Source organism: [Ruminococcus] lactaris ATCC 29176 (assembly GCF_025152405.1).
Classification (GTDB): Bacteria; Bacillota; Clostridia; order Lachnospirales; family Lachnospiraceae; genus Mediterraneibacter; species Mediterraneibacter lactaris.
Window position 1 is genome coordinate 169106 of the sequence record NZ_CP102292.1, and the last position, 17191, is coordinate 186296.

The 17191-nt window shown below is 43.4% G+C and carries 7 protein-coding genes; 6 read left to right on the forward strand and 1 reads right to left on the reverse strand.

Translation table 11 applies throughout. The features are described 5' to 3' along the window. Nucleotides 1-169 precede the first annotated feature (169 nt). Nucleotides 170-2443, forward strand: coding sequence for a hydratase (locus NQ541_RS00870; protein ID WP_044940740.1), 2274 nt, complete (start codon nt 170-172; stop codon nt 2441-2443). 763 nt (nt 2444-3206) lie between these two features. On the opposite strand, the gene NQ541_RS00875 is transcribed toward NQ541_RS00870, so the two are convergent. Continuing rightward, nucleotides 3207-4211, reverse strand: a complete 1005-nt coding sequence (locus tag NQ541_RS00875) for an Rpn family recombination-promoting nuclease/putative transposase (RefSeq protein WP_259936359.1) — start codon at nt 4209-4211, stop codon at nt 3207-3209. A 1090-nt stretch (nt 4212-5301) separates the two neighbouring features. Between NQ541_RS00875 and NQ541_RS00880 the strand changes: the two genes are divergently transcribed. The 5 genes from NQ541_RS00880 (at nt 5302) to NQ541_RS00900 (ending at nt 17150) form a co-directional block, all read left to right on the forward strand. Further along, the gene (locus tag NQ541_RS00880; RefSeq protein ID WP_005611146.1) at nt 5302-10107 is read left to right on the forward strand and encodes a discoidin domain-containing protein; all 4806 of its coding nucleotides are present in this window, start codon (nt 5302-5304) and stop codon (nt 10105-10107) included. 147 nt (nt 10108-10254) lie between these two features. Then, entirely contained in the window at nt 10255-10950 is a 696-nt protein-coding gene (locus NQ541_RS00885) for a response regulator transcription factor (protein ID WP_023921536.1), read from the forward strand. A gap of 11 nt (nt 10951-10961) precedes the next feature. Next, a complete protein-coding gene (locus tag NQ541_RS00890) occupies nt 10962-13595 on the forward strand; it encodes a sensor histidine kinase (protein WP_005611144.1) in 2634 nt (877 codons plus the stop codon). 279 nt (nt 13596-13874) lie between these two features. Next, nucleotides 13875-15908, forward strand: a complete 2034-nt coding sequence (gene metG / locus NQ541_RS00895; protein ID WP_005611141.1) for a methionine--tRNA ligase — start codon at nt 13875-13877, stop codon at nt 15906-15908. Nucleotides 15909-15923: 15 nt separating this feature from the next. Then, the gene (locus NQ541_RS00900; protein ID WP_005611139.1) at nt 15924-17150 is read left to right on the forward strand and encodes a glycoside hydrolase family 3 protein; all 1227 of its coding nucleotides are present in this window, start codon (nt 15924-15926) and stop codon (nt 17148-17150) included. Nucleotides 17151-17191 lie beyond the last annotated feature (41 nt).

A 17191-nucleotide genomic window follows, 5' to 3' on the forward strand; every position in this document is an offset into this window, starting at 1 on the left:
CTCATATCGGGGTAGATCCTAAGGTCTTTCACCCACCTATGAGCAAGCTCATGTGGGCTTAGACCTTTTGACCCTGGCATCATGTAAATTGTAAAATACATTCTTCATTTACCAAAGCCGGAAAATATGATACTATGGAATGAGTTTAAAATTAAAAGGAGGTCGTTACATGATAAAATTGTACGATAACGGTGTGTATCTGTTGAATGGCACCGAGATAGTGGAAGACGCAGGAAATGTACAGACTCCTCTTACAAAAGAGGAAGCCGCGAAAAATACTATGGCGTATGGAATCCTGAAAGAGCATAATACTTCATCTGATATGGAGAGACTTCAGATCAGATTTGATAAGCTGACATCCCATGATATTACGTTTGTAGGAATTATCCAGACAGCCCGTGCATCAGGACTTGAAAAATTCCCGATGCCATATGTATTAACGAACTGTCATAATAGTCTTTGTGCTGTAGGTGGTACGATCAATGAAGATGACCATATGTTTGGACTGACATGTGCGAAAAAGTATGGCGGCGTCTATGTTCCGCCTCATCAGGCAGTCATCCATCAGTTTGCCCGTGAGATGCTTGCAGGCGGAGGAAAGATGATTTTGGGTTCTGACAGTCATACCCGTTATGGTGCACTTGGAACGATGGCAATGGGCGAAGGCGGACCGGAGCTTGTAAAGCAGCTTCTGAACAAGACGTATGATATCAAGATGCCGGGCGTGATCGCGATCTATTTAGACGGTGAGCCGGCAAAGGGTGTCGGACCGCAGGACGTTGCACTGGCAATCATCGGGGCGACCTTCAAGAATGGTTATGTAAATAATAAAGTTATGGAATTTGTAGGACCTGGTGTCAGCAATTTAAGTGCTGATTTCCGTATCGGTATTGATGTAATGACGACAGAGACAACCTGTCTGTCTTCTATCTGGAGAACAGATGAAAAGATCCGGGAGTTCTATGACATCCATGGAAGAAGTGAAGACTATAAAGAGCTGAATTCGGGAGCAGTTGCTTACTATGATGGACTGGTATATGTGAACTTAAGCGAGATCAAGCCGATGATTGCGATGCCGTTCCATCCAAGCAATGTATATACGATTGATGAACTGAATGCAAATCTTGCAGACATTCTTCATGATGTAGAGCAGAAAGCCCTTGTAAGTCTGGACGGAGCAGTAGATTATTCACTGCAGGATAAGATTAAAAATGGCAAGTTCTATGTAGAACAGGGTATCATTGCAGGCTGTGCCGGTGGCGGATTTGAAAATATCTGTGCGGCAGCAGACATCATTAAAGGAAAGAATATCGGAGCAGATGAATTTACATTCAGCGTTTATCCGGCAAGTACTCCGATTTATATGGAACTGGTGAAAAATGGTGCGATCGCTGATCTGATGGAAGCAGGAACTGTTGTAAAAACTGCATTCTGTGGTCCATGTTTCGGAGCAGGAGATACACCGGCGAACAACGCATTTTCTATCCGTCATACAACGAGAAACTTCCCGAACAGAGAGGGAAGTAAGCTGCAGAGCGGACAGATCTCTTCCGTCGCACTGATGGATGCACGTTCTATTGCTGCAACTGCTGCAAATAAGGGATTCCTTACACCTGCAACTGCACTGGATGTGGAATATAAGGGACAGAAGTATCATTTCGATAAAAATATTTATGCGAACAGAGTTTTCGACAGCAAGGGTGTTGCTGATCCGTCCGTAGAGATCAAGTTTGGTCCGAATATCAAAGACTGGCCGGCAATGTCAGCGCTTCCGCAGAATCTGCTTGTAAAGGTTGTATCTGAGATCCACGACCCGGTTACGACAACAGATGAGCTGATTCCGTCAGGAGAGACATCTTCTTACCGTTCCAATCCGCTGGGACTTGCAGAGTTTGCTCTGTCAAGAAAAGATCCGGCATATGTAGGACGGGCAAAAGAAGTACAGAAAGCACAGAAGGCGATTGAGGCCGATGAGTGTCCGGTAGAAGCACTGGAAGAGCTGAAACCGGTTATGGACAAGATCCATGAGACATACCCGGAAGTTGGCAAAGGCAACCTTGGAGTAGGAAGTACAATCTTTGCAGTGAAGCCGGGAGACGGATCTGCACGTGAGCAGGCTGCATCATGTCAGAAGGTACTCGGCGGCTGGGCAAATATCGCGAATGAATATGCAACAAAGCGTTATCGTTCCAACCTCATCAACTGGGGTATGCTCCCGTTCCTGACTGATACAGACCATGAATCACTTCCATTTAAAAATGGAGATTATATCTTTGTTCCGGATGTGAGAAAAGCAGTAGAAGAAAAGGCTGCGGTTGTGAAAGCATATGTTGTCGGGGATGAGTTAAAAGAGATCGACCTGAAGCTCGGAGATCTGACAGATGCTGAACGCCAGATCATACTGGATGGATGTCTGATTAACTATTATAGAGCGACAAAGTAGAAATTTGTAGTTGTTGAGAGTGAAAATGATTCGGCGGCAGGAAGGCTTTTTGACAGAAGAGCGTCCATATCCGCCCTTGTTGTTGCATCGCAGTGCAGGACCCGCTTTACCTCAGCCCGTTGACAACTTGTAACAGGAACGTGGAAACACTCGTGCAGAGGCACTCCTGTTTACGTTCCTTAACAAGTTGGGCAAAGTGTCTTCGGAACGCTCCCTGTCAATGCACTGCTCACGCAACAGCAAAGGCGGATATTAGGCTTTTCAAGTCAGAAAACAGTTCTCGTGCCGGGACATTTTCTCTTAACAAACACGAAATTTAAGTAAGAAGTAAAAAGCCGGAAGGCTATCAACTAAGATGAATGATTAGTCAAATATTAAAGATGTCGGGGTCAAAAGCCCCCGACATCATTTACGATCGAATATCTTAGCCAATAGCCATCCGGCTCTTTTTATCTTTTAAATCTTGTATTGTTGAGTGACTACGCTGTGGAGCTAAAAAACTTCTTATCGAGATGGTCAGCGGAAAGTAGGGTGTTCCTGAGCAGGTGCATTAGCAGGAGCGTTCCGAAGACACTTTGCAGTGTTTGTTAGAGAAAGTAAATCGAGTGCCATTGCACGAAGATTTCCACTTTCGAGTTACAAACGGTCAACGGGCTGAGGTAAAGCGGGCCTGCACCGCGAAGGAATATCTCTGATTTCCGCGTCCGCTTCTTCACAAAGAAGCTTTCTAATCTACAAGCGTATCACCCCAACAACCACAAATTTACCCAACTACAGCAAGAATTTTAAGGACGCTATCCAGAGACTCCATCAGTACCGCTGCAATGGCATCCAAAGGATAACCAAGCTTTTGCATCTGCAGGGCCACCTCCTTTTTCTGGGAGGCTATGCCAAGTTCTTTTCCATGAGCTTCTCCTTCGGCAATACCTGATCGTCTGCCCTGTTCCATACCATCCTGAACGCCATCATTATAAATATCTTCCAGTGCTTTACACATATCCAGTTCCTCCTTTTCTTCCTTCTCTACGTTTATCTCCATAAGCTGCCGGGAATTTAAGAATGCCGCAAGTGCATGATAAGTCTCCAGATCCAGCTTTTGGAAATAGTCTTTATGACTTGCTACACATGTACGCAATGCGTATTTATCCTGACTACATTGTAGCATACCGAATATGATTTGTAAATCACTTTGAAAAGATTCTAAATTTTTCAGTCTTCTGACATCGACGAGGTTAATGTGATAATTGGGAAGATACTTTTTCATCAGTTCCGCATGCTTCTTTTCTGTCCCAAGATCGAACATCTGATGCAGTTCCAAAGGTCCATCCCACTCCTCTGTCCCATAATAGAAGATCAAAGTAATCACCGGGATGAGTTTATCATTCTTTTGAAACCGGGAAAGAAATTCAGCCGAAGAAAGACGGGGCGGACGTTCTTTCCATTTGACCCGCACCTGTTCCGCATATTCCATGCTGTCATAGAGCATTACTTTCAACGGTGCAGCGTAATGAATGGCAGTCTGTGATTCCACCGCCAGCAGCATCAGCACAGCCTGATCCTGCCAGTTCATGATGATATCACGGTATTGCTTTTTTACAACATTTTTCCCCTGAGCGTCCTGAAGACTGACTGCGGTTGTCTCCGGGCTGGGGTGAAGATTCTCCGGTAGGATCACGGCTTTTCCCTGAAATAAAATGGCGTTGAACAGGTCTGCGAACCGTTTCGTATCCTTAAGCCAAAGATTAACATTTACATCTGCTTGTCCCATAGGCAAGTCCTCCTTAATAAAAATATAATCGTTATCATCAAAATGAAAATCTCTGACCGAAATGGTCTTGAAATATGAAATGCTCTCCATACTGGACATCAGACGTAGAAAATGGGAATTGGATCTGTCTGAGATTTTGATGTGAGATGAGTATAAAATAGTGTAAGGAAAAAATCAATTAAAAGAGTTTAAAGTTTGTATGAAATAAGTATAAAATTTGTAGTTGTTGAGAGTGAAAATGATTCGGCGGCAGGAAGTGTTTCTGACAGAAGGGCGTTCATATCCGCACTTGTTGTTGCATCGCAGTGCAGGACCCGCTTTACCTCAGCCCGTTGACAACTTGTAACAGGAACGTGGAAACACTCGTGCAGAGGCACTCCTGTTTACGCTCCTTAACAAGTTGGGCAAAGTGTCTTCGGAACGCTCCCTGTCAATGCAATGCTCACGCAACAGCAAGGGCGGATATTAGGCATTTCAAGTCAGAAAACAGTTCTCGTGCCGGGACATTTTCTCTCAACAAACACGAAATTTAAGTAAGAAGTAAAAAGCCGGAAGGCTATCAACTAAGATGAATGATTAGTCAAATATTAAATACAATATCTACGATCGAATATCTTAGCCAATAGCCATCCGGCTCTTTTTATCTTTTAAATCTTGTATTGTTGAGTGACTACGCTGTGGAGCTAAAAAACTTCTTATCGAGATGGTCAGCGGAAAGCAGGGTGTTCCTGAGCAGGTGCATTAGCAGGAGCGTTCCGAAGACACTTTGCAGCGTTTGTTAGAGAAAGTAAATCGAGTGCCATTGCACGAAGATTTCCACTTTCGAGTTACAAACGGTCAACGGGCTGAGGTAAAGCGGGCCTGCACCACGAAGGAATATCCCTGCTTTCCGCGTCCGCTTCTTCACAAAGAAGCTTTCTAATCTACAAGCGTATCACCCCAACAACCACAAATTTGTGCAAATCAAATAAAAACTCCTTGCAAAGTTTCTGAATGAATGAGATAATTAATACAAACTATGTAAATGGATTGTTACTTTTAAGGCAAAACCATACAATATCCTATCTAAAAGGAAGGGGAAAGAGGAAGAATGAAATTAAAGACAGTAAAGCGTATGAATGCGTGCGTTTTATCTGCTGCCATGGTTTTGAGTGGTGTTACAATCATTCCACCGGCCACAGTAAGTGCTGCGGCAAATAATGAGATCAATTATGCATTAAGTGGAACGGCAACCGTCAGTGATCAGGAGACGAATTACTGGGGAGCAGATAAGGCGATCGACGGAATCGTCAACAGAGATGCTGCAAAGGCAGATCAGTCGAGATGGGCAACGAATCAGAGTACAAGTCAGGCGGCAAGGACGCTGACGGTGAATCTCGGTACACAGAAGACATTTGATCATTTTGTGATCGAATGGGAAAGAACGAATATTACGAACTTCAAGATTTCTGTATGTGATACAGAAGATGGAGAATACCGGGATGTTTACGTAAAAAATGACGGAGAAAATATTACATCAGTTACGAGTGATATCCAGTTGGATGAGGCTGTGACGGCTCAGTACGTAAAGCTGACAGTCAATGGTTATACAGTAAATCCGGGAAGCTGGCAGTCAGTATCCCTGTATGAGTTTGAGATCCTTGGAGAAGCAGAGAATTTGAGTACCGCTGCAACTGCAACAGCAGACGGAAGTGAGACAACCGGAACAGATGCCTCCAAGGCAGTTGACGGCGATGATACGACCCGCTGGGCAAGTCCGGCGGCAACAGGATCACACTGGCTGAAGCTGGATTATGGCAGCGAGAAGACGATCAGAACAGCAAAGATCCATTGGGAGAGAAAGAATGCGACTGCCTACCGGATCGAGAAGTCTTCCGACGGAGAGAACTGGGAGACGGTAAAAGCATTTACGGCAAGTCCTTCAGATTATAGAGAGACGATCGTATTTGATGAAGCAGTAACGACAAGATATCTGAGATTATATATTGAATCCTTTGATCAGGCGGGAGCACCGGAGGGAAGTGCTTCTGTAAGCTGGCCGACCGTTTCAGTCTATGAGTTTGAAACTTATGAGGCAGAGCTTGCTACGACAGAGCCGGAGAGAACTCCGAAAGAAGTTGCAGACGGCCTGGAAGTTCCTTCCAGTATTGATGGAGCATCAGGAAAGCTGGCAATGCCGGAAGTTCCTGAAGGATATGAGATCAGTTTTGTCGGTGCAGATTATGAGCAGATCGTAGACAGGGATCTGACAGTTTATCAGCCGCTTGTTACAAAGACTGTGAAGATGAACTTCAATGTAAAGAAAGCCGGTGACGACAGTACGGCAGTAGATTCCAAAGAATATACTATGACTGTAACCGGAAAGTATACGGCAGAAGACGGAGATAATGCAAAGCCGAACGTAATCCCGGAACTGGCAGAATGGAAAGGTGCAAAGGGTGGTTCCTTTGAGATCAGTGATTCCAGCCGTATCGTTGTAGCAACAAAGGATAAGGCAGAATTATCTGCAATGGCTGAAGAATTTAAGAACGATTATAAAGAGATCACGGGAAAATCCATCGAGATTGTTTATGCGGATCAGGCATCAGCAGGAGACTTCTTCTTTACACTTGAGGCAGCCGGAAATGGGCTGAAAGAAGAAGGATATTCCATGAATGTAACGGATAAAGTGGAAGTGAAGGCAGAGCAGAAAGCAGGAGCTTACTGGTCTACAAGAACAATCCTTCAGATCCTGAAGCAGAATGGTACGACAATCCCGAAGGGCGAATGCAGGGATTATCCAAAGTATGAAGTCAGAGGCTTTATGCTGGATGTAGGAAGAAGACCGTTTGAAAGCGAGACACTTCAGGAAGTTGCAAAGACAATGCTGTGGTATAAGATGAATGACCTGCAGCTTCATCTGAACGATAACTATATTTTCCTTGAAAATTATTCAACCTCAGAGGGTGCAATGTCAGCTTATGAGGGATTCCGTATGGAGTCTGATGTCAAAGAGGGTGGATTGAATCAGGCAGACCTGACCAGTGACGATATGTATTATACCAAGGCTGAGATGAAGTCCATGATCCAGAATTACCGGAAGTTAGGACTGGATATTATCCCGGAATTTGATACTCCTGCACATTCTCTGTCATTTACAAAGGTAAGACCGGATCTCAGATTCGGAACGACAGGACGCCAGAATGATCATTTCAACCTCAGCACGAAGTACGATGAGTCACTGGCATTTATTGAGAGCATCTGGGATGAGTATATTAAGGGTGATGATCCGGTATTTGACCAGGATACTACAGTGAATATCGGAACAGATGAGTATGATGGACAGTATACAGAGCAGTTCCGTAAGTTTACAGATGACCTTCTGGCTTATATCCAGGATAATGGAAATACTGTTCGTCTGTGGGGAAGTCTTACAGCAAGAAACGGAAGCACATCTGTAAGAAGTGAAGGTGTTCAGATGAACATCTGGAACGATGGATGGGCAAATCCGAAATCCATGTATCAGCAGGGTTATGATCTGATCGATATGAATGACGGAAGTGTATATATCGTACCGGCAGCAGGATATTACGCTGATTATCTGAGCCGCAAGTCCATGTATAATTATGATCCGGCTACACGTATGGGTGTTCCGTCAGGTTCTGAACAGACACTGGGAGGAGCTTATGCGATCTGGAACGATATGGTTGATCAGAGAGCGAACGGACTGACTGAGATGGAGATCTATGATCGCTTCGATGATGCTGCACCATATTATGCGGCTGCATTGTGGGGCAAATCAGGAGAAGTTTCTTTTACAACAGCACAGCAGACGAGCGAGAATGTGGGTGAAGCTCCAGGAGTCAATGCATATGATAAAGTAGACAGTGAGACAGATGAGATTCTTTCCTATGATTTTGAGGATGGACTTTCAGATAAGAGTGCAAATGAATATGATGCAGAGAACGGAAAGAATGCGGAAGTGAAGGATGGAGAACTTGTTCTGAAGGGCGGAGAAAGCTATATCTCTACTCCATTGGATAAAGTTGGACCTGAGAAAGAACTGAGCTTTGATATCACACTGACTCAGCCGGCAGAACCGGGACAGATTCTCTTTGAAGCTGAGAAGGACGAAGATCATGAAGCCTACAGTACTCATAATATCCGCATTATGGAAGATGGAACACTTGGATTTACAAGAGAAGGATATGACTATTCCTTTGGATATAAACTTCCTGTTAATCAGAAGATGACATTAAAGATCCGTACAAAGAACGGAAGTACTGTCCTGATTGCAGATGGAAAAGAGTATAAAGCAACCGGAAGTTTTACATATGAAGGCGATGTGAAGAAGACCGGTATTACAAGCTCTACACTTTCTCTGCCACTGACAAGGATTGGTTCTGATACAAATGCGGTACATGCCATCATTGATAATGTAAATCTTTCTTCTACGATGTCAGATGGGGAATCTTCGCCGATTGATCCATCCGGATTTACAGTGACATCAGATAATCAGAACAGTGACGGACCAATCAGTGCAGCATTTGACAATGATCGGTCAACGATCTGGCATACGCAGTACTCTCCGAGTAAGAAAGCACTGCCGGCAACGATCACGATTGATATGGGACAGTCCTATGATGTGAACGGATTCTATTATCTGCCGAGACCGACGGGAAATAACGGATATATCCTGAAATATTCTCTGTATTATGAGGATGCGGATGAAAACTGGACAGCTCTTGTAGAGAATGGAACGTGGGAAAGCACAGGTACAGAAAAAACGGTAAACTTTACACCGGTTCAGACATCCAAGATCAAGCTGGTTGTATCAGAAGGACAGAATGGTTTCGGTAGTGCAGCAGAATTCAGAGTGCTTACAGGAACGCAGGATCTTACAAAGACACAACTCCGTATGAGTACTTATGTAGAAGGAGAAGGTACAGCGACTGTTTCTAAAGAAAAGATCGAACAGGGAGAAGAAGTTACCTTTACTGCAACAGCAAAGAAAGGTGCTACATTTACCGGATGGTATGATGTCCTTGGAACAAAGGTAAGTGATGAAGCCGTTTATACAGTAACTCCGGAAGAGAACCTGACCCTGATCGCAAAATTTGAAAAAGGAAGCGAGCCGGATCAGCCGGAAGATAAGACCTATACGGTTACGATCGACGGAAAAGAACAGACCGTCAAAGAAGGAGAAAAGGCTGCGAAGCCAGCCGATCCGGAAAAAGAGGGTTATAAGTTCCTTGGCTGGTATGAAGAAGGAAGTGATACGGCGTTCGATTTCGATACAGCCATCACGAAGAATATTACACTGACTGCAAGATTCGAGAAAATAGAAGAGCCGGATCAGCCGGACAAACCTTCAGCACCGGAGAATGTAGTGACAGGTGAAATTACGAAAAATTCCGTTGAAGTGAAATGGGATGGACCGGCAAGCACAGCAGGACTGGCAGGTTACAAGATCTATGTAAATGGAAAAGAATACGTGACGTATATCCCGGCAGATGCTACAGGATATACGATAGAAGGTCTTGAAGCCGGTAAGACTTATCAGATCGAAGTTGTTGCCGTAGGCGATGATGAGAATGCAACAGAGTATGCAGCCGCAGAACTGAGTGTAACAACAAAGAGTGAAAATAATGGTAACGGCGGCGATAACGGAAATACCGGAGACAACGGTAATAATGGCAATAACGGAAATGCCGGAGACAACGGTAATAATGGCAATAACGGAAATGCCGGTGTAAATAATCCGACTAAGGATCAGAATCATAATGCCGGAACAACAAATAAGAAGCAAAATGCAGCAGCCAAGACAGGCGACAGCACAAATATGGCAGTATTTGTATTCATGCTTGGTGGTTCGCTGGCAGCCGGAACGGTTGTCTTCAGAAGGAAAAGAAGATAAGCGGTTTTCCATATGAAAGTTTAAGAGAGAAGAGTCTGTTGGATGAAAATCCAGCGGACTTTTCTTTTTTAATAAAATTCTAAGATTTTGACACTCTGGTTTTAAAAAATGACCGATATCATGTATACTAAAAGGGAGGTGATTGAAATGTATAATATATTAGTTTGTGATGATGATAAAGAAATTGTAGAGGCAATAGATATTTATCTGTCCCAGGAGGGATATCATATCCTGAAGGCATATGATGGAGTTGAGGCATTGAATATTCTGGAGAAAGAGAAAGTAAATCTTCTGATCCTTGATGTGATGATGCCAAAGCTGGATGGAATCAGGGCAACTCTGAAGATCAGGGAGACGAACAGTGTACCGATCATTATTCTTTCTGCAAAGTCAGAAGATTCAGATAAGATACTCGGACTGAATATCGGGGCGGATGATTATGTCACAAAGCCGTTCAATCCGTTAGAACTGGTAGCAAGGGTCAAGTCTCAACTGCGTCGCTATAATGAGCTTGGTGGAACATCCCAGGAACAAAAGGAAAAAGTGTATGAAGTTGGCGGACTCAGGATCAATGATGATCTGAAAGAAGTGACGGTGGACGGAGAGTTAGTGAAGCTTACGCCGATTGAATATAATATTCTCTTGTTATTACTGAAAAATCAGGGACGGGTTTTTTCTATTAATCAGATTTATGAGTCGATTTGGAATGAAGAGGCGATTGGTGCGGATAATACAGTTGCGGTCCATATCCGCCATATTCGTGAAAAAATCGAGATCAATCCGAAAGATCCAAGATATCTGAAAGTAGTATGGGGCGTAGGCTATAAAATTGATAAAGGCTGAAAGGACGAAATATGAATAAGTGGTACAGAAAGACAGGTGTAAAGGCGATCGTTCTTATTGTGGCGATTCTCAGCGGTGCAATGCTGATAACGAATCTGTTGTCTCTTATGAATCTTGCAGGAAGCACAGATCTGCCGTCCTTATGGACGATGAGCCAACAGCCATTTGAGGAATCGCAGGAATTTAATTACATGGTTGAAAATTACATGGATGATGTCCTTACGCAGATCCGGCTGGAAAATCTTTTTGAGACAGATGGGATGATGAACCGGAACAAAGAGATCGACGTAATGGAGTACAGCAAGAATGATACTGCCAACGGAGAAAATGTTTCGGGTATTGCGTATTCACTGGAGGAACTGATCAACTGGGGAGAAGATTTTGACAGTGCAGAGAGCGATAATTATGCGAAGAACAGTGTGATCGTATGTCAGAAGCCTGAAGGGACATATGAGTATTACTATACGAGTGATTTCATGACACGGGTAGAGTCGGGAGTATTTGATATTATCATGCAGGATGGGAGTGATGTTGACGGATTTCTGCAGGAACTTCAGAACGGTAAGTATACATCTTCAGGCTTTTATAATTTTGATATTGTGGACATGGAAGGAAATATCCTGTACACAGACTGCTGGAATTTTGGAAGTGCATTAATCGAAAAATATGCACCGCAGGGAGCAGAAAACCTTTTGCAGGTAGTGAATAACAGTCCGCGTCTGAATGGCAAACTGTCCGTCATTTATGATGATCTTGCGTATACTTTGGGGAATATTTACTCAGATTATCAGAATTATCAGATGGGATTTGAACATTTAGAGGAAGGCAATACAAACTTTACTTACATTTATGCGAATAATGACACGAAAAAGGTAGTGACGAATAAGACTTCTTACGAGAACTATGCAGAGCTGGAGAAAAATGTCCAGAATCTGATCTCGGAGAAAGATGTTAAATATATGGTCATTTATCCAAAGCTAAAAGATTTTAACAGTAATATGAATGTATCGAAATCGGATAAATGGGAAAAACTCCGCAGTTACAGCAGTGAAAAGAAATGGAACAGCGTATTTGCGGTTGCGGTGGATACAACTTATACGATCCAGGATCAGTTTTATCAGAATAAGGTAGCTTATGATAATAATATCCCGTATTTTAAAGGAACAACATGGCTGTTGGTTCTGAGCATTATCCTGTTCCTTGGGGCAACAATCTGGCTGACACTGGAGGCAGGAAGAACTGCGGAAGATGAAGAACTGCACCTGAACGGTTTTGATCATTGGAAGACAGAGATTGCAGCGGTGCTGATCGTACTGATATGGATCGTTGGTTCTTATATCGGGATTCATTTTTGGAATGGAAATATCTATACGATGATCAATGATATTCCGACTTATCTGAAGGATGGAGGTACTTATTTTGAGTATTATTATGCTCGTGGAATGGATGTTTCTTCAGCATATATGTCAGCAAGTTTATATCTTCCGTCATTGAGTATTGCAGAGCTGGCAGAAATTTATTTTTATGGAGTATTTACACTGGGCTGCTTCTTTATGGGATACGTGAGTCTGATCAAGCGGATCAAGGGACGAAACCTGTGGAAGAACAGTCTGTTGAGAGTGATTGTGCGGTTCATCTATAAAATATATGATAACCGGAAGAAGACGACAAAGACAGTGCTTCTGTTATGTGGATTTTTCCTTGTACAGGGAATTGCAGTGCTGTTCAGGAATGGGGTTACAATGCTTCTGGTGTTACTGGCAGACGTGGGTGTATTTTATGTTGTCCTGAACGGTTTATTACTCAAGGAGAAACTGAAAAAAGGTATTGAAGAAATTGCATTGGGAAATATGGAATATCAGATCCCGCTGCAAGGCTTAAGAGGTGAGAACTTAAAGCTGGCAGAGATGATCAATGGAATTGCCAACGGATTCCATATGGCCGTAGAAGAGGCAATGAAAAATGAGCGTCTTAAGACGGATCTGATCACGAATGTATCACATGATATCAAGACACCGTTGACTTCGATCATTAATTATGTAGCGATCCTGAAGCAGTCGGATATTGCAGATCCAAAGATCCAGGGCTATCTGGATATACTGGAGGCGAAAGCACAGAGGCTGAAGACACTGACGGAAGACGTTGTTGAGGCATCCAAGGTAAGCAGTGGGAATATTTCTCTGGAGTATATGGATGTAGATCTTGTGGAGATGATCCAGCAGACGGAAGGTGAGATGGCTGAGAAGTTTGAGGCAAGGAATCTGAAAATGATCGTCAATCTGCCGGCAGAACCTGCGGTTGTTCATGTAGACGGGCGAAGAATGTGGAGAGTTCTGGAGAATATTTTCGGAAATGCAGCCAAGTATGCCATGCCGGGAACAAGGGTATACGCGGATCTGAAGCTGGAAGAAGATACGGTGGATCTGTCTTTGAAAAATGTTTCTGAACATCAGTTGAACATTTCGGCAGATGAACTGACCGAACGGTTTATCCGTGGAGATCTTTCAAGAAGTTCTGAAGGAAGCGGACTTGGACTGTCGATCGCACAGAGCCTGACAACGATGCAGGGCGGAACTTTCAACCTGTATCTGGATGGAGATTTGTTCCGGGTAAATATCCGGTTCCCGAGAGTGAAAAAGCAGTAGAAAGAAGAGAAAGCAAAAAGATTGAATTGACATTTTTGAGGCGGTGTGCTACGCTTTCTAAGGATTGCGAAAAGCAGAATAGCGTAGAAAAGCAAGGATGGAGAGAGTAGCCTGATTACCGTTTTACAGAGAGATCCCCGGGAGAACTTAAGAAAGTTCTGTTGGCTGAGAGGGGATGAACAGGAGGCAGGGGAAGATGGCTCCTGAGCAGTGCAGATGAGCTTTCAGGTAAGTCTGCAAAGGGTTCGCCCTTTACAGCGTAGGAGTGGCAGCAGAGGGATGCAGGTCACTCACGGAGGTTTTCACTGTGAAGTGGGAACGAAGAGAAGTGGTAACGCGGTGAAACAGAACCGTCTTCTTGAGGATGAAAGTCTTCAGGGAGACGGTATTTTTTTTAAAAGGAGGCAGACAATTATGTCAGAAAAACCAAAATATTATATTACAACAGCGATCGCCTATACATCCGGCAAGCCGCATATTGGTAATACTTATGAGATCGTACTGGCAGATGCGATCGCACGTTATAAGAGAAGTCAGGGATATGACGTATTTTTCCAGACGGGAACAGATGAGCATGGGCAGAAGATCGAGCTGAAGGCAGAAGAAGCAGGAATTACACCAAAGGAATTTGTTGATAAGGTATCAGGAGAGATCAAGAGAATCTGGGATCTGATGGATACTTCTTATGACAAGTTTATCCGTACAACAGATGAGGATCATGAAAAGCAGGTAAAGAAGATCTTTAAGAAACTTTATGATAAAGGAGATATTTATAAAGGACACTATGAGGGAATGTATTGTACTCCATGTGAGTCATTCTTTACAGAGTCCCAGCTCGTAGACGGAAAATGTCCGGATTGTGGACGTCCGGTGCAGCCGGCAAAGGAAGAGGCGTATTTCTTTAAAATGAGCAAATATGCGGATCGTCTGATCGAGCATATCAATACGCATCCGGAGTTTATCCAGCCGGTATCCCGTAAGAATGAGATGATGAATAACTTCCTTCTCCCGGGACTGCAGGATCTGTGTGTATCAAGAACATCATTTAAGTGGGGAATCCCGGTTGATTTTGATCCAAAGCATGTTGTGTATGTATGGCTGGATGCTCTGACAAACTATATTACAGGAATCGGATATGATGCAGAGGGAAATAGTACTGAGCAGTTTAACAAACTCTGGCCTGCAGACCTTCATCTGATCGGAAAAGATATCATCCGTTTCCATACGATCTACTGGCCAATCTTCCTGATGGCACTGGATCTTCCACTTCCAAAGCAGGTATTTGGACATCCGTGGCTGCTTCAGGGAGACGGAAAGATGAGCAAGTCTAAAGGAAATGTGCTTTATGCGGATGAGCTGGTTGATTTCTTTGGAGTGGATGCGGTTCGTTACTTTGTACTCCATGAGATGCCGTTTGAGAACGATGGAGTGATTTCCTGGGAGCTGATGGTAGAGCGTCTGAACTCAGATCTTGCCAATACGCTTGGAAACCTTGTAAACCGTACAATTTCCATGACAAATAAGTATTTTGGCGGAACAGTGACAGATACAGGCGTGGCAGAAGAAGTGGATGCTGACCTGAAGGCAGTCGTAGAGAATACTGCAAAGGCAGTAGCTGAAAAGATGAAAGATCTGCGTGTGGCAGATGCGATCACAGAAATCTTCAATCTGTTTAAACGCTGCAACAAATATATTGATGAGACTACACCATGGGTACTTGGAAAAGATGAGTCAAAGAAAGATCGTCTGTCTACTGTATTATGGAATCTGATCCAGGGTATTTCAGAGGGTGCAAGACTTCTTGAGCCATATATGCCATCTACAAGCAAAAAGATCCTTGAGCAGCTTGGAAATGGTCATGTGACAGAAAAACCGGAAATTCTGTTCCAGAGAATGGATCTGGAAGAAGTTCTGAAAAAAGTAGAGGAACTTCATCCGAAAAAAGAAGAAAAGAAAGAAGAAGCAGTCATTGATCTTGAGCCAAAAGAAGAGATCACATTCGAGCAGTTTGGTGCAATGCAGTTCCAGGTAGGAGAGATCATCGCCTGCGAAGCAGTCAAAAAGTCGAAAAAACTTTTATGCTCCCAGGTAAAGATCGGAAGTCAGGTAAAGCAGATCGTATCAGGAATTAAGGCATATTATACGCCGGAAGAGATGGTAGGAAAGAAGGTTATGGTTCTCGTCAACCTGAAACCTGCGAAGCTTGCCGGAGTTCTTTCAGAGGGAATGTTGCTCTGTGCTGAAGATGCAGATGGAAATTTTGCACTGATGACACCGGAGAAAGAGATGCCTGCAGGTGCGGAAATTTGTTAATTTCAGGAATTAAATATGAAGAGTAAAAAAATTATTGCTGTGGTCGGCGGAAGTTTTCTGCTGGCTGCAGCCTTTCTATTAATATTGTGTATTAAATTTGTGAATATGAAAGAATCTTCCCCAACCGGAAAATACGCTGGGAAGACGGAAAAAGTGGAGCAGACTACAACCGATAAAAAGGAACAGAAGAAGCCTGACTGGGTAGAAGAAAAAATTTCCGGGATGACATTGGAAGAAAAAGTGGCTCAGTTATTTATCATTACGCCGGAAGCATTGACCGGAATGGGAAAGGTAACGGCAGCGGGAGACACGACAAAAAGATGCCTGGAACAGTATCCGGTTGGTGGCATGATTTATTTTGCAGGGAATATCGAGGACAGACAACAATTATCAGATATGCTTCACACTACGCAGTCGTACAGTACAGAGCAGAGTGGAATCCCGATTTTTCTGAGTGTAGATGAAGAAGGTGGAACTGTAGCAAGAGTTGCAGGCAGCGGAATCTCGAATGTTTCTGTTGTTGAAGATATGTGCGAAGTTACAGATGAGGAAAGAGCTTACGAAATAGGACAGACGATTGGCAATTATCTGGCAGAATTAGGTTTCAATCTGGATTATGCACCGGTAGGGGATGTTCTTACTAACCCGGAAAATACAGTTGTTAAAAAAAGATCATTCGGAAATGACAGTGCAAAAGTTGCTGCGTTGTCGCAAAAAGTACTGGATGGGCTGCATGAGGAAAATGTGTATGGAGTAATCAAGCATTTCCCGGGGCATGGGGCAACAGCCGGAGATACACATGAGGGATATGCTTATACAGACAAGTCGTTGGAAGAACTGGAGCAGCAGGAACTGGTTCCTTTTCAGAATGCCATTGAAAATCATATTGCCATTATTATGGCAGGGCATATTTCAGTACCGAATGTGACAGGAGACAATACGCCTTCTTCCCTGTCTAAAATTATGATTACGGATGTATTAAGAGAAAAAATGGGATTTGATGGAATTGTAATTACGGATGCATTGAATATGGGGGCAATTTCACAGCATTATTCTTCGGCAGAGGTCTCGGTTAAAGTTATAGAGGCTGGTGGGGATATGCTTTTGATGCCGGAAAATTTTCAGGAGGCATATCAGGGAATTTTAGAGGCTGTTCAGAATGGAACTTTAACAGAAGAAAGAATTGATGAATCGGTCAGAAGAATTTTGAAAGTAAAAGAAAAGCTGACAGCAGAGGATTAAGGCGTAGATATGCAAGAACGAATTAACTGAAAATTCAAACA